The organism is Mycobacterium colombiense, assembly GCF_001665835.1.
Taxonomy (GTDB): Bacteria; Actinomycetota; Actinomycetes; order Mycobacteriales; family Mycobacteriaceae; genus Mycobacterium; species Mycobacterium colombiense_A.
Genome location: NZ_LZSX01000018.1, coordinates 67,830 through 91,944 on the forward strand (window position 1 = coordinate 67,830; position 24,115 = coordinate 91,944).

A 24,115-nucleotide genomic window follows, 5' to 3' on the forward strand; every position below is an offset into this window, starting at 1 on the left:
ATCAACAGATCCGGGGCAGCGGGTCGCCGACCAGCATGTCGACGATCCGGGTCCCGCCGAATCCGGTGCGCAGCACCACGCTTTCCGCGGGTTCGGTGACGATTTCCCCGACCTCGGCCGCCTGCGCGCCCAGGGGGTGCGACCGTAATGCGGCCAGTCCGGCCTCGGCCTCCTCGGGTGCGACGACGGCGACGAACTTGCCCTCGTTGGCGACGTAGAGCGGGTCGATGCCGAGCAGTTCGCAGGCGCCGTTCACCATGGGCGCCACCGGAAGTCGTTCCTCTTCGAGCAGCACCCCGAGGCCGCAGGCCTGGGCCAGCTCGTTGCACACCGTGCCGACCCCGCCCCGGGTCGCGTCACGCATCCATCGGGTGGATGGGGCGGCCGCCATCAACAACTCCACCAGCGGGCTGACCGATGCGGTGTCCGAGGCGATGTCGGCCTCGATGGCCAGATCGCCCCGGGCGAGCATCACCGCCATGCCGTGATCGCCCATCGACCCGGACAGCAACACCTTGTCTCCGGCGCGGACCGACTGCGCCGACAGCGTGCGGCCCGAGGGGATGACGCCGGTCCCGGCGGTGGTGATGAACAGGCCGTCGGCCGCGCCCTTGGGTACCACCTTGGTGTCGCCGGTGACGACCTGCACGCCGGCGGCCGTGGCCGCGGCGGCCATGTCGGCGACGATCTCTTTCAATTCGGCGATCGGAAAGCCCTCTTCGAGCACGAACGCCGCCGAGATCCAGGACGGCACGGCGCCGGCCACCGCGAGGTCGTTGCAGGTGCCGTGAATCGCGAGCTCTCCGATGGAGCCGCCGGGAAACCGGCGGGGCTGCACCACAAAGGAATCCGTCGACATCGCGACCCGCTCGCCGCTGGGTAGGGCCAGGACGGCGCCGTCGCCCAGCGACTCGAGGAGCGGGTTGCGAAACGCCTCGATGAACACCGCGTCCACCAGCGCCGCCGACGCCTTGCCGCCCGCCCCATGTGCCAGGGTCACGTGATCGTCGAGCAGCCGGGGGCGGCGCCGGCGGAACGACTCGATCCGCTCGATCACATCGCCTTCGCCGAACCGCGGCCCCGACGACAGATAGTCGCCCGCAGACTTGTTCATCATGCCGCGCCCCAATCTCGAGTAGTGCCAAGGCAATCGTGGACGGCCAGCCACAACTGGTAGCCGACCAGCGCCTGCGATTCCTGAATGCGGTGCACGCTCTGCGAACGAACGACCAGGCAGGCGTCCACGTTCGGGTTGTTCACGAAGGCGCCGCCGTCGTAGCCGGCGAAACCGATGGTGTACAGGCCGCGCTTGTGCGCCTCGGCCAGCGCCGTCAGCAGGTTGGGCGAATTGCCGCTGGTGGACATCGCGATCGCGATGTCGCCGTCGCGCGCGCGGGCGATCAGCTGCCGGGCGAACACCAGCTCGAACCCGACGTCGTTGCCCAGCGCGGTCAGGATCGCCTGGTCGGCGGTCAGCGACCAGGCCGGCAGGGGATTGCCGAGCGGTGGCCGCGCGAACAGCCCGGCCAGGGTGGTGCAGTCGGTGCAGCTGCCGCCGTTGCCGAAGGTGAACATCCTTCCGCCCGCGGCGAATCGGCGCGCCAGCTCGGCGGCGGCGGCCGCCAGCAGGTCGGCGTTGGCTTCCAGCGTGGAGCGCCGCAGTGCGAGGCTTTCGGACGCCTTGGCCTGCGCGGATGCCGCGAGGTCGGCGAGCAGCGCGGAGGGGTCGTCCTCTTCGGCGTCGATGAACGGGTACAAGAAGTTGGTGGGCTCGTCGGTGGGACTCATGAAACGTCCTCCGCATCCACGCGGCTGATCGCCGTTCCGGCATGCACCAGTACCAACTCACCGGGAGCGACCGGGCCGACCAGTGTGGTGATCACGTCCTCGATTCCCCGGGCGGTGCGCACCCTGGCCTGTCCGTCGACCGAAGCGCTCACCACTTCGCCGAGCCTGCCCTCGTCGCTGCACGTGACACAGGCCTCGTCGTCGGGTTTCGGTTTGAGCAGCCCGGAGTGTTCGAAACACACATGGGTCAGCTCCCACAGCAGGTGATAGAACAGCACGAAGCCACCGGTGGCGGGCACCCGCGGGTCGGGATCGTCCAGCCACAGCACGTGATCCGCCATGGCGGCCGCGGGCGCCTCGCCGCTGCCGATCCAGATCGTGGTGGCGCCCCAGGCCGGGGCGCGGCGCATCACCGAGCGCACGTCCGCATTGTCCGCACCCGAGATCGCGACCACGATGTCGCCGGGGCGCACCGACACCCGCACCAGGTCCACCAGATCGGATCCGGTCAACGCCACGGCCGGCAGGGCCCGCTTGCCCATGATCACCGGGTGGACGAATTCGACCGCGATGTGCAGCGCGTGGGGTTCCCACGACGGCGCGATGGACCACATGGTGGCGCCCGCGGCGAACCGCTTGGCCAGGGTCAGCGCGGTGGCGGCGAGGTCTTCGGCCAGTTCGGCGCTCAGTCCGCGATCGATGGCGGTGGTGATCATCGCGTCAACCCCTCCTCCTGCGCCCTCAGCACCGAGACCGCGGCCTGCCCCAGGGCCAGCCCGCCGTCGTTCGGTGGCACGATGCGATGCGTGAGCACCTCAAACCCGTTCTGCCGCAGCCGGGTACGGCAGGCGTCCAGCAACAGGACGTTCTGGAACACCCCGCCGGTGAGGCCCACCAGCGCGGTGCCGCCCGCCACCTGGGCGACGACCTCGGCGACGGCGACGGCGACGGCCTGGTGAAACGCCGCGGCCAACAACGCCGGTCGTGTCCCGGCGTACAACGCCGCGACCATCGTCTGCACCATCGGGGCCGGATCGATCACCCCGTCAAGGCCCACCGTCAGGGGCAAGGACGGCCGCGTGCAGGTTTCGCCGGCCGACTGCGCCAGCGCCTCGAGTTCGATCGCGGCTTGCCCTTCGTAGTCGATGCGATGCCGCACCCCGAGCAGGGAGGCGACCGCGTCGAACAGGCGGCCCATGCTCGAACAGGGCACGCAGCCCGCCCCGGTCTCCAATTGCGAACGGGTGAGCCGCAGTTCGTCGACGGACGCGGCCGCCACCGGCGCCAGGTCGGGGGTCCAGTCGATGTCGGCCGTCCACAGCTGGGACAGCGCCATCCGCCACGGATTGCGCACCGCCGCGTCGCCACCGGGCAGTGGCACCGCCGACAGATGGCCGGCCCGAACGAAGCGATGGCTCCGGGCGTCGAGGGTGAGAATCTCGCCGCCCCAAATGGTTTCGTCGCAGCCGTAACCGGTGCCGTCGAAGGAGACCCCGACGATGGGTTCGCCGAGGCGCCCGTGTTCGGCCAGCAGCGACACCACATGGGCGTGATGGTGCTGGACCAGATCCAGCGGACGGTCGTCCGCATGACGCTCCGCCCAGCTCCGCGTGTGATAGCCGGGATGCAGGTCGGCGGCCAGACACTCCGGCCTGCCGCGGATTTCGGTGAGCTGGCTCACCGCCCGCTCGAACGCGCGCAGCGTCTCCCAGGTGGCCATGTCGCCGATGTGTCCGGACAGGTAGGCTCGGCGGCCGTCGGTGAGGCAGAAGGTGTTCTTCAATTCGCCGCCCACGGCCAGCACGGCGGGGCCCTCGAGCTTCAGGTCGATCGGCAGCGGCGCGTAGCCGCGGGATCGGCGGATCGGCAGCTCGTAGGCCCCCTCCTCGTCGTGCACGACGCGCACCACCGAGTCGTCGCACGGCACGTGGATCGGCCGGTCGTGGTCGAGCACCGCATCGCACAGCGCCGGAAGTCGTTGTGCGGCATCGTCGTCGGTGAAGCAGATGGGCTCATCGGAGCGGTTGGCACTGGTCAGCACCAGTGCGTCGGGTGCCGGTCCGGAGCCGCCGGGTACCGGCGCAAGCAGCAGGTGATGAATGGGAGAGTACGGCAGCATCAGCCCCAGCAGCGGGCTGCCGGGCGCGACGGCCACGGCGACCGGCGCGCCGGCGCGCCGCCGCAGCAAGACGATCGGGCGGGCCGGACTGGACAGCGCCGCGGCCTCGGTGGCGTCGAGGTGGGCGTAGCGGCGCGCCACGTCGAGGTCGCGCACCAGCATGGCAAAGGGTTTGGCGCCGCGCGCTTTCCGGGCCCGTAACGCGTCGACCGCCGCCGCGTCGTCGACGGTGCAGGCCAGGTGGTAGCCGCCCACTCCCTTGATGGCCACTACGGCGCCGGACGCCAGCGCGCCCTGGGTGGCGGTCAGCGCCGCGTCCGAGCCGCTCACCCGCCCGGCCGGCGACTCGAACCACAAGCTCGGCCCGCAATCCGGGCAGGCGATCGGCTGCGCGTGGAATCGGCGATCCGCCGGATCGTGGTATTCGCCGGCACAGCGCGCACACATGGCGAAACCCGACATCGTGGTGGCCGGCCGGTCGTAGGGCAGCTCTCTGATGATGGTGAACCGCGGCCCGCAGTTGGTGCACGTCACGAACGGGTGCCGGTAGCGCCGGTCGAGCGGGTCGAACAGTTCGGCGACGCAGTCGTCGCACGCCGCGATGTCGGGCGGGATGGGGGTGCTCGTGCCGGCGGCCAATCTGCTTGGCACGATGATAAATTCGAGTGGGCACGCGGGATCGGCGACGATGTCGGCAAACCGTACCTCGGCGATCCGCGCCAGGGGCGGCGCCTCGGCGCACAGCCGACGCCCGAATTCCGCCACCGGGGCGGGCGGGCCCTGCACCTCGAGGAAGACCGCACCCGAGTCGTTACCGACGAATCCGGCCAGGCCCAGCTCGGTTGCGATCCGATGCACGAATGGACGGAAGCCGACCCCCTGTACCACGCCGGTCACCATGACGCGCTGCCGCACTTGGGTGTCAGGGGGGCCGGGCCGCAACAGCAGGGGGGTGTCGGTCATGTCAGCCACCCTCCGGGTGGGATGTCAGGTCGGTGCGGCCGCGTCCCATCAGCTCCAAGCCGGCCATGGCCTGTTCGGCCCCGGCCTGATCCGTCTTCTCGACGACGAAGCCCATGTGGATGATCACCCAGTCGCCGGGCGCGAACGTCTCCTCCGGCAACATGCCGACGTTGACCTTGCGTTGTTCACCGGTGACGTCGACGAGTGCGAGCTGGCCCTCGTAACCGTCCAGCATTGCGATGACCTGGCCCGGTATGCCCAAACACATGGTTCAGCACCCCTTTTCGGCCGCCGAGGATGTGGCGCCGTGCAACGCCGCGACGATCTCCTCCACCGCCCGTGCCGCCCGCGGGACGGCCTGCGCGACGGGCTCGGTCAGCCCGATGCCCTCCTGGACGCTGCCCGCCTCGCACCCGACGACCACGGTGTAGGGCGGATGGCCGCCCAGCGCCCGCAGGCTGGCGAAGACCGCGGCGGGATCCATGCTGTGTCCGTCGAGGCCATTCGTCTCGGGCGACGAATTGTGGTCGGCCTGAAAGACGTGCAGTGTGCCGGGATGGCCCTGGCTGGGCACGGCGTCGACCAGGACCAGCGTGTCCCACTCCTCGAGCAGGTCGTAGGCCAGGTGCATGCCCCGGATTCCGTAGTCGATGACCTGGACCGTCGGATCGTCTTGGGGCAGTTCCGCGTTGCGGACCACTTCGGAGCCGAACCCGTCGTCTCCCAGAAAGATGTTGCCGATCCCGGCTATCAGGATGCGCGTTGTCATGGTGGCACTCGCGTCGGTTACATCCGCCTCAACTTGAAATAGCGGCGGGCATCCGGCACCGATATCGCGCCCAGAGCAAGCGCGATTGCGGCCACCAGCGCGATGACGGCGATGAATATCCAACCTAGGACTTCCATGGTGAATTCCTTTCAGGGGTTTGTGCTGTGCTGCGATTGCAGCGGTTCGACTTCGTCGGGGGAGAAGTACAGGTAGCGGCCGTACCAGTCGTGCAGGTCCGCGGCCGGGTCCTCGTCGACGACGACGCCGACGTGCTTGTTGCCCTCGACGTCCTCATGCACCGAGGTGACGCGGGCGGTCTTGCCGGCGACGAAGATGTCCTGCGCGTCGGCGTTGCGCCGCGGCCGCAACCGGACCTTGCTGCCGCGCGCTATCCGGACCCCGTTCACCAGCACCGCGTCGATCTCGGGTCGGACGGCGTTGTCGGCCAGTGGATCCCACCAATCCACGCCGTCGGGAATCTCGGGCACCAGGCCGGCGGAGACATCGAGCCCGTGCGGGTCGCGCAGCACGCCGTGCAGTCGTGCCATGGCCTCAGGCGACATGGCGTCGCATTCGTCGATGATTCGCGCGGCCCGCGGGTCGGTCGCCCTGGCCTGCGCCTTCTCGTCGTCGGTCATCGTCATCACGCGCAGCGTGAGGATCTCGTCGATCTCCGTGCAGTCGTACAGGGCGGTGTCGCTCTGTTCGGCGACCTCGGGGTGGTCGTAGAGGATGATCGGTGAGATCAGCAGCATGTCGTCGGTTCCCGGGGGCCCGGCCAGCACCGGGAAGCAGCGGTGCTGCCGGCAGCGGGACACCGCATCGGTCGCGGCCTGCGGCGGCTCCAGCAGTGAGATGAACCGGCCGCCAACCACTTCGGCGATGAGGTGCGTCCCGATCATGGATCGCGCGATCACTGAATCTTTATCGTCATATGCGGTTACGGCCGCACCGGTGTTGGTGACCCGCACCGAGACCCGCCGCAGGTCACCGTCGGGCTCGCTGGTGACGGTCAGTTCGCCCCGTATCTCGTGTCGTTCGCGAACCAGCCGGCCGCCGTCCAGGGTTTCGATGTCGGTTGCCGCGCCGGCCGTCACCGGCAGCGACCAGGACTGATCGCCGAACGCCAGGGGGCCGAAGGAGATCTCGCATTCCGCGGCTTCATCCCAGGTCAGCCGCGACCCCGCCGGGGTGCGGAGCTCGTCGACGGGGATGAAATCGCCGGGACCGGTGGCTTGTTCGGCCCGCCGGTGCTGCAACTGCAGGAAGCGCACCACCAGCGTCAGCGCCCGGGCGTCGTCGACCAGGAACTCCGCGGACAGGGTGTAGTCTTCGCCCAGGCCGGCCTCGGCCGCGCCGGGCGGACCCAAAACACCGAACTGCCAACGTGATTGGTTCTTGCTCGACGTCCCCCGATACGGGTACAGCAGATAGCCCTCGTAGAGCACCGCGTCGGCGACGGCGCGGGCCCGATCCCAGCTCGATGTCATCGTGTCACCTCGTGATCGACGGTGGCATCCAGCAACGAGGTGACCGCGTGGTCGAAGTCGAGCATTCCGTGGGCCGACTTGTAGCCGGCCAGCTCCGCGATGGTCTCGTGGCTCAGCCGGATCCATCCGCTGTTGGGGTAGTGCTGTGCGACCAGGTCACGCCAGACCGAGACCGGCATGGCGTAGTTGTCCTCGCAGTCCCACGACACCTGCTGCACCGAGAACCCGCGCTCGGAGTTGACGAAAATCGTTCCGCTGAACAGAAATTGCAGTGGAACGGCACCGTCGCGCAGCGCGTGCAGGTATTTGGCGGCGGCCACCTCGAAGTCGTAGGTGCAATCCAGGTGCAGGGTCGCGGTGGTGTGACCGGTGAACCCCGGAACCATCGCGGCGCAATGCTGCCACAGGAAGGTGCGTTGGGTGCTGGCCCAGCGTTCGCGGCCGCCGAATAAATCCGTCAGCCCGGCCGCTTCGTCGTCGGAGTAAGAGCGGCGCAGCGGCTCGATTCGGACCTGGCAGCGCAAGGCGATGGCGTGCACGGGGTCGTCGCCGCCGGCGGTGACGCCGACGCGGGCGGTGAGCACCGGGCTGACGCTGTACGGTTCGGCGGTCACGTCCAGAACCTCGAAGCTCACATTCATCGGCGGCCCGTTCATCGCGGTGTCTTTCTCGCGCGGGCGGCGAGCAGGTCGAAGAAGCCGTCGATGAATTCACGGGCCTGCTGGCCGCCGTCGAAGCCGCGCCACAGCATGCGCAGGCGTCCGACGAATTCGTAGCAGGCGTCGATGGGCACCAGATACGTTTGTGGCTGCGACAATTCGCCATCCTGGGCGCTGTCGGCGACCCGGACGAGCAGCGCCTCCACGTCGTCGGCGAGCAGGTCGACCCGGGGGTCGGCGCCGCGAATGGTGTCCCAGACCTCCATATCGAGCTCGGATTCGCATGCCCCGGCCGGTCCCGGGTAGAAGGCGACGGTGCGCCGAAGGGCGGAGTTGGTGAAAAAGAAGGCGACCCCGACCGGGATCTGCAGTGCCTCCCATACCAGGCGGTCCAGCGCGAAGTCGGGGAACGACAGATACCGGTCCGGCACCGCGCGGTAACGCAGGTCGGCTTCGGTGTCGGTGAACAGCAGATAGCAGGCGCGGCAGACGCACATGAGCTGGCGGCCGGCCACGTTGACCACGTGCTGGTGCTCGTCGGCGATCGACTCCGCACACATCTCGCAGCGCTCACCGGCCGCCTCGGGGGTGCGCCTGTCGCTTTTGATGCGGGCCAGGACCTCGAACGGGGTGCTCATGCCGGCGCCTCCAACACGTCGGCCCGCAACGCCACCGACAGCACGCCGTAGCGGGTCAGCAGCGGCATCGGATCGAGATGGCCGGCCGGACCACCGGCCGCGGCGGCTCCCGCACCGACGACGTCGAAATCCGTGCGGCAGCCCGCGCAGCGCAGCATTCGACCGTGCAGCTGCGAACCCGCCAGCGAGTCGTCACACACCGGGCAGTGATCCCGGTAGACGAAGGTCTGGTCACCGACCCGGCAGGCCAGCACCGTCACCCCGTCGATCACGAATCCCGCGACCTCGCCTGGTGTCAACTCGGCTAGCTCGGGCGCCGGGTGCCAGGCGGTCGGCCCATGCCCGTTCGAATGTAGATGCGCCAGAAGCGATTCCGCCGGAATGACACCCGCCGGAGCGGTCGTCGCCTCGGCCGTCACCACCTCGATCGAGGAGATCTCCGGCGCGGCCGCGCGGACCGCGTCCTGCACGGCCAGTTCCAGTGTCACCGCGGACGACGGGCAGCTCTTGCAGCTGCCGGCGAAGGCCAGCCGCACGGTGAATTCGTCCGGTTGCCCGCCCGCGACGACCTCGAGCAGGTCGACGTCTCCGCCGTGCGAACCGAGGTAGGGGCGCACCCGATCCAGGGCGTCGGAGACCCTGCGGTGCACGTCGTGCGGGTGCAGGCCGTGCACCAGGAGCAGGCTGGCCACCAGGTCGTCGGTGGCCAGCCGCTCGACCATCCCCCCGTCCGGTTCGGGATCGCCGGCCATCCGCATGATCCGCTCGAGCCCGGCGCCGTAGAGCCCGACTACCTCCCGAACCAGTTGCTGCGCACGGTCATACGCGGCGGTCCCACTTGCTGCGCAGGAATCCAGCAGTGTCTGGATCCGATCGCCCGCCTCACGCCACTGCGCGTCGTTCGCGGACTTGTCCGGGCGATCCGCCATGTGTCACTCCCCGGCGGGGGACTGGGTTGGCGTGTGCAGTCTGTCCAGGGATTTGCCCTTCCCCAGGTACATGTGCACGCCACACGGCAGGCACGGATCGAAGCTGCGCACCGTGCGCATGACGTCGATGCCCTTGAAGTTGTCCCGGCCGTTCTCCTCGAAGATCGGCTGGCCCTGCACCGCATCCTCGTACGGGCCCGGTGTGCCGAAGCTGTCGCGCGGGCTGGCATTCCACGGTGTCGGCGGGTACGGGTGATAGTTTGCGATCTTGCCGTCCCGGATCACCATGTGGTGGCTGAGCACACCACGCACCGCCTCGGTGAAGCCGCATCCGATGGCCTCGTCGGGCACCTCGAACTTCTCCCATGTCTTGGTGCGCCCGGCGCGAATCTCCTCGAGCGCCTTCTCGGCGAAGTGTAAAGCGCACGCCGCCGCGTAGGCCTGGAAGTAGGTGCGCGCCCGGTCACGTTCGAGCGTGTTGCTGCCGTACGTGGGGATCTTCCACTCCAGCTCGACGGGTCCCTTCAGGGCCGTCTTGGGCAGGTTGATCTTGACGCTGCTGCCGGTCGCCTTCACGTAACCGATGTCCACCAGGCCGGCCAGCGCCGTCGACCACAGCCGGGCCAGCGGACCACCGCCGGTGTCCAGCGCCAGGTTATCCTTGCCGTCGAACCAGCGCGGTGACATCACCCAGGTGTACTTGCCGCCCTCCCCCATGTCGCGCTTCTGCGGGTGCGGGTTGGTGTGCTGGTTCCACGGGTGGCGCCGGTCCACCGCGTTGCCCAGCGGGTCGGTCTTGACGAACATCTCCTGATCGGTCCAGTCGTCGTAATACGAACTGCCCAACAGGATCCGGATGCCGAGGTTGATGTCCACCAGCGAGTGGGTGACCAGCTTGCCGTCGACCACCACGCCCGGGGTGACGAACATCGCGTTACCCCAACGCTCCATGTCCTTGTATTCGAAGTTGCACACCTCGGGGTCCTGGAAAGAACCCCAGCAGCCCAGCAGGGTGCGGCGCAGCCCGACCTTGTCGTAACCGGGCAGTGCCTCGTAGAAGAAGTCGAACAGGTCGTCGTGCATGGGCACGACCTTCTTCATGAACTCGACATAGCGCATCAGTCGGGTCATGTAGTCGGTCATCAGCTGGATGGTCGCCACGGTACCGACCCCGCCGGGGTACAGCGTGGAGGGATGCACGTGGCGACCCTCCATGAGGCAGAACATTTCCCGCGTCGCCCGGCTCACCTGCAGTGCTTCGCGGTAGAACTCACCGCTGAAGGGGTTGAGCGAGCGCATGATTTCCGCAATCGTCTTGTACCCGTGGGCGTCCGCGTGCGGGGCCGGCGTCTTCTCGGCCAGTGACAGCACACTCGGATTGGTCTCGGAGACCATCTTCTCGCAGAAGTCCACCCCGACCAGATTCTCCTGGAAGATGTTGTGGTCGAACATGTATTCCGCGGCCTCGCCGAGGTTGACGATCCACTCACCCAGGTGCGGCGGCTTGACGCCATAGGCCATGTTCTGCGCGTAGCACGAACAGGTGGCATGGTTGTCGCCGCAGATGCCGCAGATCCGGCTGGTGATGAAGTGGGCGTCGCGGGGATCCTTGCCCTTCATGAAGATCGAATAGCCGCGGAAGATCGACGAGGTGCTGTGGCACTCGACGACCTCCCTGTTCTCGAAGTCGATCTTGGTGTAGATGCCCAGGCTGCCCACGATCCTGGTGATGGGATCCCAGGCCATGTCGACCAGTTGGCCGGGCTCCCGGTTCGCATGGGTGGGTTCAGGAATGATGGTTGTCATCGCGCTACTTCTTCCCGCTTTGGCTGCTGTCAGCGTTGGCTGATGCGGCGACGGCTCTTCGTCTTTGACTGTGTGAGAGGAGCGCGCCGACCCGGTAGGTGACCTACCAGGTGCGGCGCGCTCCCGTGGTGAGTTGGTCGCCGTTGTGGCGCCACCGCGGCTCTTTGTCGACGGTGCGTTCCGTGATACCCCTCAGACTGCGAATCACGGCTCCGTACAAGCCCGACGCGGTGCTCGAGATCTTGCCGCCCGGCGGCTCGTCCATGAACGGCATGAACTTGTCCGGGAACCCCGGCATCGTGCAGCCGATGCAGATCCCACCGACGTTGGGGCAGCCCCCGACGCCGTTGATCCACCCGCGCTTGGGCACGTTGCATTTGACGACGGGCCCCCAGCAGCCAAGCTTCACAATGCATTTCGGCGACCCGTACTCGGTGGCGAAGTCGCCCTGCTCGTAGTAGCCGGCCCGGTCGCAACCCTCGTGCACGGTCTTGCCGAACAGCCACTGCGGGCGCAGCGCGTCATCGAGCGGGATCATCGGTGCCTGGCCGGTCGCCATGTAGAGCAGGTAGGTCAGCGTCTCCGACAGGTTGTCCGGCTGTATCGGACAGCCGGGCACGCACACGATCGGGATGCCCGCCTTGCTCTTCCAGTCCCAGCCGAGGTAGTCCGGCACGCCCATCGCCCCCGTCGGGTTGCCGGCCATCGCGTGGATGCCCCCGTAGGTGGCGCAGGTCCCGACCGCCACGATGGCGGTAGCCTTGGGCGCCAACCGGTCGAGCCACTCGCTGGTGGTCATCGGCTGCCCGGTGGCCGGGTTGTTGCCGAAGCCGCACCAGTAGCCCTCGTCCTTGATCTTCTCGTTCGGAATCGATCCCTCGACCACCAGCACGAAGGGCTCCAGCTCGCCGCGGTCGGCTTTGAAGAACCACTCCAAAAAGTCGTCCGCCCCGCCGTTCGGGCCGCATTCGAAGTCGATCAGGGGCCAGTGCACGGCGACCTGGGGGAGTCCGGGCAGGGCTCCCATGGCGATCTCCTCGACGCTGGGCTGGGTGGCAGCAGTCAACGCCACCGAATCACCGTCACAACTGAGGCCCGCATTAATCCATAGAACATGGATCAATGTTTGTTCTGCCTTGACTGCTGCTTCTGTTGGCATGCTGCAGCTTTCCGGAGCCGGGCTGGGGCTCCTGCGCCGCCGGAGTCGACCGTCGGCCCACTTGCGCAGCGCTATTTTTTGGGTCTACTCCCGCTATCGAGCGTTGTCAACGGTCCGACATCACCCGCTAGTACGCACGTGTTGCATAAGACCGAAAAGCCATGGCGCGCCTAGATGTTTGGTCGCGTCCGGTTAATCATCGTGGCGGGGTCATCCTGCGAATGTCTCGCAGGAGCGTGGCCGCCGTCGGGGGACGATTCAGGCGCCGTCCGCGGCGAAGCGGCGCAGCCAGCCGAACCACGCGGCCATACCGTCGCCGGTGCGCGCACTGACCGGCAAAATCGTCGCTGCCGCATTGACTTTGCGGACATGGGCGATGTATGTGTCGACGTCCACGTCGAGGTGGGGCACCAGGTCGATTTTGTTGAGCAGCACCACGTCGACCGACCGGAACATCACCGGATACTTCAGCGGCTTGTCCTCGCCCTCGGTCACCGAATACACCATCGCCTTGGCGTGCTCGCCCACGTCGAACTCGGCCGGGCAGACCAGATTTCCGACGTTCTCGATGATCACCAGGCCCAGCGCGGTGAGGTCGAGACCGGGCAGTGCGCGGTTGATCATGGGCGCGTCGAGGTGGCATTCGCCGCCAAATCCGTTGCTGGTATTGAGCAGCGACACCTGGGCGCCGCGGCCGCTGAGCTTGGCCGCGTCCAGGTCGGTGGCGATATCGCCCTCGATCACCCCGATGCCCAGCTCGCCGGCGAGTTCGTCGAGCGTGGCCTGCAGGATGGTGGTCTTGCCCGATCCCGGCGAGCTCATCAGGTTCAGGGTGCGCACCCCGTTGCTCTCGAAGGCCGCCCGGTTGGCGTCGGCGAGCAGGTCGTTCTCGGCGAAGATGGCCTCCAGCACGTCGATGCGCTGGCTGCCGGTCCGATAGCGGCTGTGATCGCCGTGGTCGTGATCGTGATCGTGCGGAAGGTGATCGTGGGCGTGGGTGTGCACGGTTCCGTCGTCGTGCCGATGAAATCTACCCATCGCCAACGCCTTTCACGAGACATCCAATGACGTCACCAAGAATTCGTTGCCCTGCAGCACCTCGACGTCGGAGCTGTCGCACCGGGGACACCAGATCGACCACGGTGAAGTGATCCCGGACTGCCCGCCGCACGCACGGCACCGGACCTCGGCGTCGACGCATTCGAGTTCCAGCTCGGCGTCCGGCATGTCCTCGGCTTCGCGGACCAGCGTCCAGCAGAAGGACAGCGACTCGGGCACCACCTGACGAAGCGCGCCCACCCGCACCCGCACCACGTCGACGTGCCGGCCGTCGGCGTGATCCTTGACCACGCCGGCGATCGCTTCGCACAGCGACAGCTCATGCACCGCCGATCACCGCCGATCCGCGAGCTGGGCGCAGGCCGAAAAGCCCATGAGCACTGTTTTACACCCGAATGGCCGGTTGCGGTCAGTCTCGTGCCGCTCGGCTCAGGAGGTCCACTTCTCTTCGATGCGCCCGTAGCGCCAGACGAGCAGGGCCACCGACCACGTGACGACGAACATGCCGACGACGACGTAGCCGATCGCGTTCAGGTCCAGCCCGCCGATCCAGCTCCAGAACGCGCCGCGCCAACCGAACTGGTCGGCGAACAGGACGAGGAGTTCGATGCTGCCGATCAGCAGCGCGACCGCCACCGACAGGGCGGTGATGGTGAGGTTGTAGTAGATCTTGCGCACCGGGTTGGAAAAGGCCCAGCCGTAGGCGAAATTCATGAATGAGCCGTCGATGGTGTCCAGCAGGCACATGCCGGCGGTGAAAAGCACCGGCAGGCACATGATGGCGTACCAGGGCAGCCCGGCGGCGGCGCTTGTGCCGGCCAGCACCAGCAGCGCGATCTCGGTGGCGGTGTCGAAGCCGAGCCCGAACAGCAATCCGACGGGATAGCAGTGCCAGGATTTGGTGATCGACTTGGTGACGCGGCCGAGCAACCGGTTCATCAATCCGCGGTTGTCCAGGTGCCGCTCCAGTTCGGCCGCGTCGGTGTCGGGATCGTATTCACCGCGGCGCAGCCGGGCTAAGACGCGCAGGATGCCGACCAGGACCATGACGTTGAGAAGGGCGATCGCGTACAGGAAGACGCCCGAGACGCTGGTGCCGATCAGTCCGGTGTAGTGGTGCAGCGTCGAGGAGTCGTCGCTGACCGGTCCGACCACCGCCTTCACCCCGCACGCCAGCAGCACCGCCAGCCCGAAGACCACCGTGGAGTGGCCCAGCGAGAAGAAGAAGCCGACGGCCAGCGGGCGCTGCCCGTCGTTCATCAGCTTGCGGGTGGTGTTGTCGATGGCGGCGATATGGTCGGCGTCGAAGGCGTGACGCATGCCCAGGGTGTAGGCCGTCAATCCGACACCGACGCCAAAAGCTTTGCCGCCCAAGCTGTATTGGGCCGGAGCGACGAAGGCGACCATGGTGAACCAGCCGAGCAGGTGCAGTGCGACGATCACCGCCAGCATCGATGCCAATCGCCACCACTCCGCCGGCGACAGGGCGCCGAGAAGCCTCGTCGTCCGTGACGACCGCCAGTCGATCTCGGTGCTGGCCACTGGGGTCCTTCCGGCGCGTCCTTGCGGTATCGGCTGAGAACAACCGGCACGACTGTAAGTACCGCGGCTCGCCAGATGCAAGTGAGTCGCAGGAATCAGGGTGTCTTGATGGCGCCGAGGACTGGCAATCCCGCCGCTGCGGCGCGACACTGAACCGGTGGCGCCCAAGTCGCCGGTACTGGATGCGTCGGTCACCGAGAGGATCGGCAATTTTCTGCGCGCCCGGGGGCTGCGGCGGATGGCCTCGCGGATCCAGGTGCTGGCGGTGCTCGAGCCCGTCAACGGCCACCTGCCGGTCGCCGAGATCGACAAGCGAGTGCGGGAATGCCTGCCGCCCGGCACCCACGCGCCCGATGTGGCCACGGTGTACCGCACGGTGACGACGCTGGTCGATCAGGGAGTGCTACACGCGTTGACGCTCGACGGCGGCGTGACGACCTACGGTCTGGCCACCGCGCCGCACCACCACGCCGTATGTACGAAGTGCGCCACCATCATCGAGGTGCCCGCCCGCCAGCTGAGTTCGGCGCTCGAACACGCGATGGCGGGTAGCTCGTTCGCGCTGTCGGAGGCGGCCGGGCTGACGCTGCACGGCCTGTGCCCGCAGTGCCAGGAGGACAAGCCCGCGGAGGGGCCGCGCCGGCGCTGAGGTCAGCGCAGGCCCAGTAGCGCGTTCTCCACCACCTCGGGCAGCGCGGGGTGGATCCAGTACTGTCCGCGCGCCATCTGCGGGGCGGTGAGCCCGAAACTCATCGCCTGGATCAACGGCTGGATGATCGACGAGGCCTGATGGCCCATGATGTGCGCACCCAGCAGGCGCCCGGTGCCGCGCTCGGCGATGAGTTTCACGATGCCCGTGGTGTCCTCCATCGCCCAGCCGTACGCGACGTCGCCGTAGTCCTGAATCTTGGTCGATAACTTGAAACCCTGTGCGATTGCTTCGTTTTCGGTCAGTCCGACGCTGGCGATCTGCGGATCGGTGAAGACCGCCGACGGCACGAAGCGATGGTCGGTGACGGCCATCGCCTCGGTGTCGTCCCAATCGCAGAGCAGGTTGTGCTGCACGACGCGCGCCTCGTGGTTGGCCACGTGCTTGAGCTGATACCGCGAGGAGACGTCACCCAGGGCGAAAACCCCACGCGCCGAGGTCCGCTGGTACTGGTCGACGGCCACCAGGTCGTCCTCGACCGCGACACCGGCCTGCTCGAGGTCGAGTTGATCGGCGTTGGACACCCGCCCGGTCGCCACCAGCAGTGCGTCGGCGTTGATTGTGTGGCCGTTATCGAGTTGCACCGCGACGCCCGAACCCTGGTTCTCCGCGCCCACGACGTTGCAATGGGTGTGCAGTTCCCACTTGTTCGCCGCGATGCGGGTGAAGCGTTCGCCGAGAACGTCGTCGAGGTGCCGTAGCAGTGTGGAGCCCCGGACCACCAGGGTGACCCGCGAGCCCAGCGCGGAGAAGATGTGCGCGAATTCGGCCGCCACGAAACCACCCCCGACGATCACCAGATGCTCTGGTAGCTCGGGGATTCGCATGATCGTGTCGCTGGTGTGGTACCGGGCGCCGCATTCCAGGATCGCGGGGGGCACCACGGCCCGGGCCCCTGCGGCGATCACCACCTGGTCGGCCGAGAACTCGTCGTCCGCATCGGTGCGCAGCAGGTAGCGGCCGTCGGCCTGGACCGGGCCGAATCGGGTGTGCTGCTTGTACACATCGACATTGGGGGCGGCGCTGCGATAGTCCTCACCGCCGACCCCGATCGGATCGATGCGCCCGAAGACGCGTGAGACGATGTCGTCCCAGCGCACCCGGTCGATGCGCGCGTCGACGCCGTAGCGTGCCGCGCTCCGGATCGAATCGGCGACCCCGGCGGCGTAGACGAACATCTTGGTCGGGATGCACCCGACGTTCAGACAGGTGCCGCCAAAGGTGCCCTGTTCGCAGATCGCCACCCGCTTGTCGGCAAAACGGTCGTCGAGAATGCTGTTGCCCGAACCGGTTCCGATGATCGCGACGTCGTAGGTCTCCAAGCCGTCACCCCTTTCGCAGCCAGGCCGAGGCATCATTGTCGGTGCGCAGGTAGCCGTCCAGCCAGAGATCCAGTTCCCGATAGGCGACTTCGCGCGGCCCCGGCAGCGATAAGAACACGTCGTGCTTGGCGTCGGCCACCGGAACCACGGCGGTGCGGTTGCCGATGCAGCCGGCCCAGCGGGCGATCTGGGTGACGTCGAGCACCGCGTCGCCGCACTGCATGGATGCGGAATCGGCACTCTCGTGCACGCTGTGATCCGATCGCAGAATCAGATTCGGCACCCCGACGTCGAGACCGCGATGCAGCCGGGCCTGGCCGCGGCGGATGGCGTGCAGCCAACCGAAGGTGATGGGGAAGCCGCCCACGGGTTTCCATTGCAGGTTGTAGTCGAATTCGCCGCCATACTCGCGGTGCAGGGTGGTGCCGTAGCCGCCCTCACCCGGCGACCGGGCCACGGCCTTGGACCGCACGCGGGACAGGCCGGCGATCAGCGCCACGGTCACGGAGTGCCGCAGGATCGGCGGGCCGGGCAGTTCCAGGAACGGGCTGTTGAGCACCAGGCCGCCAACGCGGGCGTAGGCGGCCGGATTTCGCCGGCGCAACCGGTCCAGCCACAGCGACACGATGAGCCCGCCCGCCGAATGCGCGTACAGCAGCACCTTGTCGCGTTCCGCGATGCCGGCCAGCGCCTGATCGAGTTCGGCCTCGTAGTTGGTGAGGTCGGTGATGAAGTGCGGCGTCTGGCCGTCGCGCCGCGACCGGCCGCACTTATGGAGGTCCAGCGCATAGAAGGTGAAGCCGCGGGCCGAGAAACGATCGGCCAGCTCGGTGTGGAAGAAGTAGTCGGTGTAGCCGTGCACCGCCAGCACCGCGGGCCCGGCGGGCGCCGTCCCGCGGCCCGCCTGGTGCGGTTCGGGTCCGCGCCGTATCAGCGTCGCGACGATGTCGCCCTCACCGGCGGGATCGGACCCGAGCGCGATGGTGCGCTGCTGATAACCGGGGAGGACGTCGGGCACCCAGCCGGACACTTCGCCGGTCACCCTGCCAGTCACGTGGCCAGCTTAGAGCTTTTGCTGGGCGTCGGGCGGCGCACGTCGTTCGCGGCCACTTTGCCTCGGGATAACCTGGGATCGGCCCACTCGAGGGAAGGACCAGCAAGCCGGTGTCATCGCTAGCCAGAACCACGTCGACCGACGTCGTGCTGGTGGGCGCGGGCATCATGAGCGCGACACTGGGAGCGTTGCTGCGCCGGCTGCAGCCGGACTGGTCGATGACCTTCGTGGAGCGTCTGGACGCCGTCGCGGCCGAGAGCAGCAGCCCGTGGAACAACGCGGGCACCGGCCATTCGGCGCTGTGCGAGCTGAACTACACCCCGCAGCGCGCCGACGGCTCCATCGACATCGGCAAAGCGGTGCGCATCAACGAGCAATTCCAGGTGACCCGCCAGTTCTGGGCCTACGCCGTGCAGAACGGGATCCTCACCGATCGCCGCTTCCTCACCGCGATCCCGCACGCGAGCTTCGTGCGCGGCGCGCAACGCGTCGACTATCTGCGGCGCCGGCAGCGGGCCCTGGCGTCCAATCCGCTGTTCGCCGGCATCGAATTGATCGAGGACGCGGGAGAGTTCGCCCGCCGGTTGCCGTTCATGGCGGCCGGGCGCGACTTCTCCGAACCGACCGCGCTCAACTGGGCCGCGCACGGCACCGACGTCGACTTCGGCGCCCTGACGCGGCAGCTCGTCGGGTTCTGCGTGCGCGGCGGCGCGACGGCCCTGTTCGGCCACGAGGTGCGCAACCTGTCCCGCCGGTCCGACGGCGGCTGGACACTGTCGATCCGCAACCGGCGAACCGGCGAAAAGCGCCGTCTGAACGCCAAATTCGTGTTCGTCGGGGCCGGCGGTGATGCGTTGCCGCTGTTGCAAAAGTCCGGCATCGGCGAGATCAAAGGTTTCGCCGGATTTCCGATCGGCGGCCGGTTCCTGCGCGCCGCCAACCCCGCGCTCACCGCCGCCCACCGGGCCAAGGTCTACGGCGCTCCGGCGCCGGGCGCGCCGCCGCTCGGCGCCCTGCATCTGGATCTGCGCTACGTCAACGGCAAGCCGTGGCTGGTGTTCGGCCCCTACGCCGGCTGGTCGCCGAAGTTCCTGAAACACGGGCACCTCACCGATCTGCCCCGTTCCGTGAGGCCGGACAACCTCGCCTCGCTGCTCGGTGTCGGTGTCAGCCAGCTGTCGCTGCTCCGGTACCTGCTGGGCCAGCTGCGGCTCTCCGAACCGGCCCGGCTGCGCATGCTGCGCGAATTCGCACCCACCGCAACGGGTTCGGACTGGGAACTGACGGTGGCCGGTCAGCGCGTGCAGGTAATCCGGCGGGACAAGCGCAGGGGCGGGGCGCTCGACTTCGACACCACCGTGGTGGGCGACGCCGATGGAAGCATCGCGGGGCTGCTCGGCGGCTCCCCGGGAGCGTCGACGGCGGTGCCGATCATGCTCGGGGTGCTGGAACGCTGCTTTGCCAACCGCTTTCAATCGTGGATGCCCACGCTCAAGGAGATGGTTCCGTCGCTGGGGGCAACGCTGTCGGACGAGCCGGCGCTGTACGACGAGGTTTTTTCCTGGGGAACGAAGGCGCTGGGGTTGGGCGTGTCATGACCCGCGCCAACAAGCGAAGCGATGAGGAGGAGCGGCGCCAGTGACAGAAGCACTGCGACGTACTTGGGCCAAAGACCTTGACGCCCAGACACTCTACGAGCTACTCAAGCTCAGGGTGGAGGTGTTCGTCGTCGAACAGGCGATCCCGTATCCGGAGCTGGACGGGCGCGACCTGCTCGCCGAGACCCGGCACTTCTGGCTGGAGACGTCCGGCGGCGAGGTGATCTCCACACTGCGGCTGATGGAGGAGCACGCCGGAGGCGAGAAGGTGTTCCGGATCGGGCGGCTGTGCACCAAACGCAATGCGCGCGGCCAGGGCCACACCACCCGGTTGCTGCGCGCGGCGCTGGCCGAGGTGGGTGACTACCCGTGCCGGATCAATGCGCAGACCTATCTGGCGGACATGTACGCCCAGCACGGATTCGTGCGCGACGGCGACGATTTCCTGGACGACGGCGTCCCGCACGTGCCCATGCTGCGCCCCGGGTCGGGTTTGGCGGCGACGCCGTGAAGCCCTACCCGTTCAGCGCCATAGTCGGGCACGACCAGCTGCGCCTGGCCCTGCTGCTGTGTGCCGTGCGTCCGGAGATCGGCGGCGCGCTGATCCGCGGCGAGAAGGGCACCGCCAAGTCGACGGCCGTGCGCGGCCTTGCGGCGTTGCTGTCCGAGGCCACCGGCAGCGACGCCGGCCTGGTCGAAATGCCGCTCGGGGCAACCGAAGACCGCGTTATCGGCTCGCTGGACCTGCAGCGGGTGCTGCGCGACGGCGAGCACGCGTTCTCGCCGGGCCTGCTGGCCCGCGCGCACGGCGGTGTGCTCTATGTCGACGAGGTCAACCTGCTGCACGATCACCTGGTCGATGTGCTGCTCGACGCCGCGGCGATGGGTCGGGTGCACATCGAGCGCGACGGCATCTCGCACTCGCACGAGGCCCGGTTCGTGTTGATCGGCACCATGAATCCCGAAGAGGGCGAACTGCGTCCGCAGCTGCTGGACCGGTTCGGGCTCACCGTCGACGTCCACGCGTCGCGCGACGTGGACGTGCGGGTGCAGGTGATCCGGCAGCGGATGGCGTACGAGGCCGACCCGGATGGTTTCGCCGAGTGCTATGCCGACGCGGACGCGGAGCTGGCCCGGCGGATCGCCACGGCACGTGCGCTGGTTGACGACGTGGTGTTGCCCGACAACGAATTACGGCGGATCGCGGCGCTGTGCGCGGCGTTCGACGTCGACGGCATGCGCGCCGATTTGGTGGTGGCCCGCACCGCGGTCGCGCACGCGGCCTGGCGCGGCGCGCGCACCGTCGAGCAAGAAGACATCAGGGTGGCCGCCGAGCTGGCGCTGCCACACCGGCGCCGCCGCGATCCGTTCGACGACCCGGGCATCGACCGTGACCAGCTGGACGAGGCCCTGGCGCAGGCCGGCTCGGATCCCGACCCCGATCCCGACCCACCCGGCAGTGGCGAGTCCACTCAAACCGAACAGGATGCGCCGCAAAAGAATTCATCCGAAATCGGCACGCCGCGGCCGCCGAAGACCAGGCCCAGCGCGCCCCCGGCGAAAACCTTCCGCACCCGCGCGTTGCGGGTTCCGGGGGTCGGGGAAGGCGCGCCGGGGCGGCGGTCGCGGGCCCGCAACGCCAGCGGCAGCGTCATCGCGGCCGCCGACGCGGCCGACGCCAGTTGCGCCGGGCACGGACTGCACCTGTTCGCCACCCTGCTGTCGGCCGCCGAACGCGGCGGTGCCGGGCCGTTGCGGCCGCAGCCCGAGGATGTGCGCCGCGCCGTGCGCGAGGGGCGCGAGGGCAATCTGGTGATCTTCGTGGTGGACGCGTCGGGTTCGATGGCCGCACGCGACCGCATGTCCGCGGTCAGCGGTGCCGCGCTGTCGCTGCTGCGCGACGCATATCAGCGGCGCGACAAGGTCGCCGTGATCACGTTCCGGCAACACGAGGCGCGGCTGTTGTTGCCGCCGACGTCGTCGGCGCACATCGCCGGTCGGCGGCTGGCCCGGTTCGACACCGGCGGCAAAACCCCGCTGGCCGAAGGCCTGCTGGCCGCGCGTGAGCTCATCGTGCGGGAGAAGGCGCGTGACCGGGCGCGGCGTTCGCTGGTGGTGGTGCTGACCGACGGCCGGGCCACCGCCGGTCCGGATCCGTTGGGCCGCACTCGAACCGCGGCGGCCCGGCTGGTCGCCGAGGGCGCCGCGGCGGTGGTCGTCGACTGCGAAACGTCCTTTGTGCGGCTGGGCCTGGCCCAGCAACTCGCCCGCCACCTCGGCGCCCCGGCGATCCGGCTCGAGCAGTTGCACGCGGATTGCCTGACGCGCGCGGTGCGCGACGCGGCTTGAGCGGAAAGGGTAAACGCTTATGCCACAAGGTATTCCACTTCAAGTTCCCGACGACGGCCTCACCACGCGGGCGCGACGCCACACGCCCGTGCTGGCCGTGCACACCGGCCCCGGCAAGGGAAAGTCCACGGCGGCATTCGGCATGGCGCTGCGGGCCTGGAATGCCGGACTGTCCGTCGCGGTGTTCCAGTTCGTCAAGAGCGCCAAGTGGAAGGTGGGCGAGGAGGCGGTCTTCACCCAGCTGGGCCGGCTGCACGACCAGCACCAGGTCGGCGGGCCCGTCGAATGGCACAAGATGGGCGCGGGCTGGTCCTGGACCCGCAAAGCGGGCAGCGACGTCGATCACGCGGCGGCCGCGGCCGACGGCTGGGCGGAGATCGCGCACCGGCTGGCCGATCAGTGTCACGACTTCTACGTGCTGGACGAGTTCACCTATCCGCTGAAGTGGGGTTGGGTGGACGTCGACGAGGTGGTCGGGACGTTGGCCACCCGGCCCGGACATCAACACGTGGTCATCACCGGACGCGACGCGCCGCAGCGCCTGATCGACGCGGCCGACCTGGTGACCGAGATGGCCAAGGTCAAGCACCCGATGGACGCCGGTCGTAAGGGGCAGAAGGGCATCGAGTGGTGAGTGTTCGCGCCGTCGTCGTCGCCGCTCCCGCCTCCGGTAGCGGAAAGACCACGGTGGCAACGGGTTTGATCGGCGCCCTGCGGCAGGCGGGCCACACCGTGGCGCCGTTCAAGGTCGGCCCGGACTTCATCGATCCCGGGTACCACGGCCTGGCCGCCGGCCGGCCCGGCCGCAACCTCGATCCGGTGTTGGTGGGGGAGAACCTGATCGGCCCGCTGTACGCCCACGGCGCAAGCGGCGCCGACATCGCCGTGGTCGAAGGGGTGATGGGGCTGTTCGACGGGCGGATCGGGCCCGCCGCCACGACTCCCGCGGCCGGATCGACGGCCCACGTCGCCGGCCTGCTGGGCGCACCGGTCGTCCTGGTCGTCGATGCGCGCGGGCAGAGCCAGAGCATTGCCGCGCTGCTGCACGGCTTTTCGACGTTCGACACCGCGACCCGCGTCGCCGGTGTGATCCTCAACCGGGTCGGATCGGCCCGGCACGAGCAGGTGCTGCGGCAGGCCTGTGAACAGGCCGGTGTCCCGGTGCTGGGCGCAATCCCCCGGGTGGCTGAATTAGAGCTGCCGACACGGTATCTGGGGCTGGTCACCGCAGTGGAGTACGGGCAGCGGGCGCGGCTAGCGGTGGCGGCGATGACCGAATTGGTTGCGCGCCACGTCGACTTGTCGGCCATCGCCGCGGTCGCCGGCGGCCGGGTCGCGCAGCCGCCGTGGGATCCCGCGGCGGCGGTGGGGGAGACACCCGGGAGCAGCGCCACCGTCGCGGTGGCGGCCGGCAAGGCATTCAGTTTCGGCTACGCCGAACACGCGGAGCTGCTGGCGGCCGCCGGCGCCGACGTCGTCGAATTCGACCCGCTCGTCGACGCCTTGCCCGACGGCACCGACGCGGTGTTGCTGCCCGGCGGGTTTCCCGAACAGTTCACCGCGGAGCTCTCGGCCAATGCGGTCGTGCGCCGCCAGATCAGCGAACTGGCCGCCGCCGGGGCGCCGATACACGCCGAGTGCGCCGGGCTGATCTATCTGGTCTCCGAGCTCGACGGCCATCCGATGTGCGGTGTACTGGCCGGGCAGGCGCGGTTCACGTCGCACCTGACCCTGGCTTATCGCGACGCCGTCGCCGTCGCGGATTCGTCGCTGTATGCCGAAGGCCAGCGCGCGGTGGGGCATGAATTCCACCGCACCACAGTCACATTCACGCAGGCCTATCAGCCCGCCTGGATGTACCGGGCCCACGACGCCGACCGGCAGGGCGGTCCCGTGCGCGACGGTGTCGTGCACGCCGGTGTGCACGCGTCGTATCTGCACACCCATCCGGCCGCGGCGCCGGAGGCGGTGGCGCGCTTCGTCGCACACGCGGTCGCCACTAGGTCGATGGTGGCGACCCGCTGCGCCCGGCGTCGCCGCGCTGGCGGTCGCCACTAGGTCGATGGTGGCGACCCGCTGCGCCCGGCTTCGCCGCGCTGGCGGTCGCCACTAGGCTTGCCGGGTGACCGAGAGCGCCTACCTCGCTGGGCTGCGGCTGGCCG

At 68.5% G+C, this 24,115-nt stretch carries 24 protein-coding genes; 6 read left to right on the forward strand and 18 right to left on the reverse strand.

Translation table 11 applies throughout. The features are described 5' to 3' along the window. Nucleotide 1: 1 nt before the first annotated feature. From hypE to A5760_RS04190, 16 genes are all read right to left on the reverse strand, one after another. Nucleotides 2-1,114, reverse strand: a complete 1,113-nt coding sequence (gene hypE, locus A5760_RS04120; protein WP_064877942.1) for a hydrogenase expression/formation protein HypE — start codon at nt 1,112-1,114, stop codon at nt 2-4. Further along, a complete protein-coding gene (locus A5760_RS04125; protein ID WP_064877944.1) occupies nt 1,114-1,788 on the reverse strand; it encodes a D-sedoheptulose-7-phosphate isomerase in 675 nt (224 codons plus the stop codon). The genes hypE and A5760_RS04125 overlap by 1 nt, the downstream gene beginning before the upstream one ends. Continuing rightward, on the reverse strand, nt 1,785-2,504 hold the full coding sequence (locus tag A5760_RS04130) for a HypC/HybG/HupF family hydrogenase formation chaperone (RefSeq protein WP_064877946.1): 720 nt from the start codon (nt 2,502-2,504) through the stop codon (nt 1,785-1,787). Before A5760_RS04130 ends, A5760_RS04125 begins: the two co-directional genes overlap by 4 nt. Next, nucleotides 2,501-4,870, reverse strand: coding sequence for a carbamoyltransferase HypF (gene hypF / locus A5760_RS04135; RefSeq protein WP_064877948.1), 2,370 nt, complete (start codon nt 4,868-4,870; stop codon nt 2,501-2,503). The genes A5760_RS04130 and hypF overlap by 4 nt, the downstream gene beginning before the upstream one ends. A 1-nt stretch (nt 4,871) precedes the next feature. Then, nucleotides 4,872-5,138 carry a HypC/HybG/HupF family hydrogenase formation chaperone gene (locus A5760_RS04140; protein ID WP_064877950.1) on the reverse strand — a complete coding sequence of 89 codons (267 nt, stop codon included), beginning with the start codon at nt 5,136-5,138 and terminating at the stop codon, nt 4,872-4,874. A 3-nt stretch (nt 5,139-5,141) separates the two neighbouring features. Further along, on the reverse strand, nt 5,142-5,639 hold the full coding sequence (locus tag A5760_RS04145; RefSeq protein ID WP_064877952.1) for a hydrogenase maturation protease: 498 nt from the start codon (nt 5,637-5,639) through the stop codon (nt 5,142-5,144). A gap of 17 nt (nt 5,640-5,656) precedes the next feature. Continuing rightward, nucleotides 5,657-5,776: a DUF6893 family small protein gene (locus A5760_RS27735; protein WP_419538215.1), complete on the reverse strand. Its 120-nt coding sequence runs from the start codon at nt 5,774-5,776 to the stop codon at nt 5,657-5,659. 12 nt (nt 5,777-5,788) lie between these two features. Next, nucleotides 5,789-7,129 carry a hypothetical protein gene (locus A5760_RS04150; protein WP_064877954.1) on the reverse strand — a complete coding sequence of 447 codons (1,341 nt, stop codon included), beginning with the start codon at nt 7,127-7,129 and terminating at the stop codon, nt 5,789-5,791. Beyond that, nucleotides 7,126-7,785: a DUF6084 family protein gene (locus A5760_RS04155; protein WP_064877956.1), complete on the reverse strand. Its 660-nt coding sequence runs from the start codon at nt 7,783-7,785 to the stop codon at nt 7,126-7,128. Before A5760_RS04155 ends, A5760_RS04150 begins: the two co-directional genes overlap by 4 nt. After that, a complete protein-coding gene (locus tag A5760_RS04160) occupies nt 7,782-8,426 on the reverse strand; it encodes a DUF5947 family protein (protein WP_064877958.1) in 645 nt (214 codons plus the stop codon). Before A5760_RS04160 ends, A5760_RS04155 begins: the two co-directional genes overlap by 4 nt. Then, nucleotides 8,423-9,355, reverse strand: a complete 933-nt coding sequence (locus A5760_RS04165) for a NifU family protein (RefSeq protein ID WP_064877960.1) — start codon at nt 9,353-9,355, stop codon at nt 8,423-8,425. Before A5760_RS04165 ends, A5760_RS04160 begins: the two co-directional genes overlap by 4 nt. A gap of 3 nt (nt 9,356-9,358) precedes the next feature. Beyond that, on the reverse strand, nt 9,359-11,161 hold the full coding sequence (locus A5760_RS04170; RefSeq protein WP_064877962.1) for a nickel-dependent hydrogenase large subunit: 1,803 nt from the start codon (nt 11,159-11,161) through the stop codon (nt 9,359-9,361). A gap of 103 nt (nt 11,162-11,264) precedes the next feature. Continuing rightward, nucleotides 11,265-12,320, reverse strand: coding sequence for a hydrogenase expression protein HypE (locus A5760_RS04175; protein WP_064877964.1), 1,056 nt, complete (start codon nt 12,318-12,320; stop codon nt 11,265-11,267). A gap of 258 nt (nt 12,321-12,578) precedes the next feature. After that, complete coding sequence (gene hypB, locus A5760_RS04180; RefSeq protein ID WP_064877966.1) at nt 12,579-13,358, reverse strand: hydrogenase nickel incorporation protein HypB; 780 nt, start codon at nt 13,356-13,358, stop codon at nt 12,579-12,581. A 12-nt stretch (nt 13,359-13,370) separates the two neighbouring features. Continuing rightward, nucleotides 13,371-13,706: a hydrogenase maturation nickel metallochaperone HypA gene (locus A5760_RS04185; protein ID WP_064877969.1), complete on the reverse strand. Its 336-nt coding sequence runs from the start codon at nt 13,704-13,706 to the stop codon at nt 13,371-13,373. 102 nt (nt 13,707-13,808) lie between these two features. Then, complete coding sequence (locus tag A5760_RS04190; protein ID WP_064877971.1) at nt 13,809-14,921, reverse strand: HoxN/HupN/NixA family nickel/cobalt transporter; 1,113 nt, start codon at nt 14,919-14,921, stop codon at nt 13,809-13,811. A gap of 157 nt (nt 14,922-15,078) precedes the next feature. On the opposite strand from A5760_RS04190, the gene A5760_RS04195 reads away from it, so the two are divergent. Then, a complete protein-coding gene (locus A5760_RS04195; protein ID WP_064877973.1) occupies nt 15,079-15,570 on the forward strand; it encodes a Fur family transcriptional regulator in 492 nt (163 codons plus the stop codon). A 2-nt stretch (nt 15,571-15,572) separates the two neighbouring features. On the opposite strand, the gene mtr is transcribed toward A5760_RS04195, so the two are convergent. Together mtr and A5760_RS04205 are read right to left on the reverse strand one after the other, a co-directional pair. After that, entirely contained in the window at nt 15,573-16,952 is a 1,380-nt protein-coding gene (mtr, locus tag A5760_RS04200) for a mycothione reductase (RefSeq protein ID WP_064877975.1), read from the reverse strand. Nucleotides 16,953-16,956: 4 nt separating this feature from the next. Then, the gene (locus A5760_RS04205; RefSeq protein WP_064877998.1) at nt 16,957-17,970 is read right to left on the reverse strand and encodes an alpha/beta hydrolase; all 1,014 of its coding nucleotides are present in this window, start codon (nt 17,968-17,970) and stop codon (nt 16,957-16,959) included. Between the two features lie 146 nt (nt 17,971-18,116). Here A5760_RS04205 and mqo point away from each other — a divergent pair, with 146 nt between their 5' ends. From mqo to A5760_RS04230, 5 genes are read left to right on the forward strand one after another with little or no spacing between them, the layout of a single operon-like run. After that, nucleotides 18,117-19,604: a malate dehydrogenase (quinone) gene (gene mqo, locus A5760_RS04210; RefSeq protein ID WP_064877976.1), complete on the forward strand. Its 1,488-nt coding sequence runs from the start codon at nt 18,117-18,119 to the stop codon at nt 19,602-19,604. Between the two features lie 40 nt (nt 19,605-19,644). After that, nucleotides 19,645-20,115, forward strand: coding sequence for a GNAT family N-acetyltransferase (locus tag A5760_RS04215; RefSeq protein ID WP_064877978.1), 471 nt, complete (start codon nt 19,645-19,647; stop codon nt 20,113-20,115). Further along, on the forward strand, nt 20,112-21,953 hold the full coding sequence (locus A5760_RS04220) for a magnesium chelatase subunit D family protein (RefSeq protein ID WP_064877979.1): 1,842 nt from the start codon (nt 20,112-20,114) through the stop codon (nt 21,951-21,953). Before A5760_RS04215 ends, A5760_RS04220 begins: the two co-directional genes overlap by 4 nt. Nucleotides 21,954-21,972: 19 nt before the next feature. Next, nucleotides 21,973-22,587 (forward strand): cob(I)yrinic acid a,c-diamide adenosyltransferase, encoded by a 615-nt coding sequence (gene cobO / locus A5760_RS04225; protein ID WP_064877982.1) that lies wholly within the window; start codon nt 21,973-21,975, stop codon nt 22,585-22,587. Next, complete coding sequence (locus A5760_RS04230) at nt 22,584-24,011, forward strand: cobyrinate a,c-diamide synthase (protein ID WP_064877983.1); 1,428 nt, start codon at nt 22,584-22,586, stop codon at nt 24,009-24,011. Before cobO ends, A5760_RS04230 begins: the two co-directional genes overlap by 4 nt. Nucleotides 24,012-24,115: the final 104 nt, after the last annotated feature.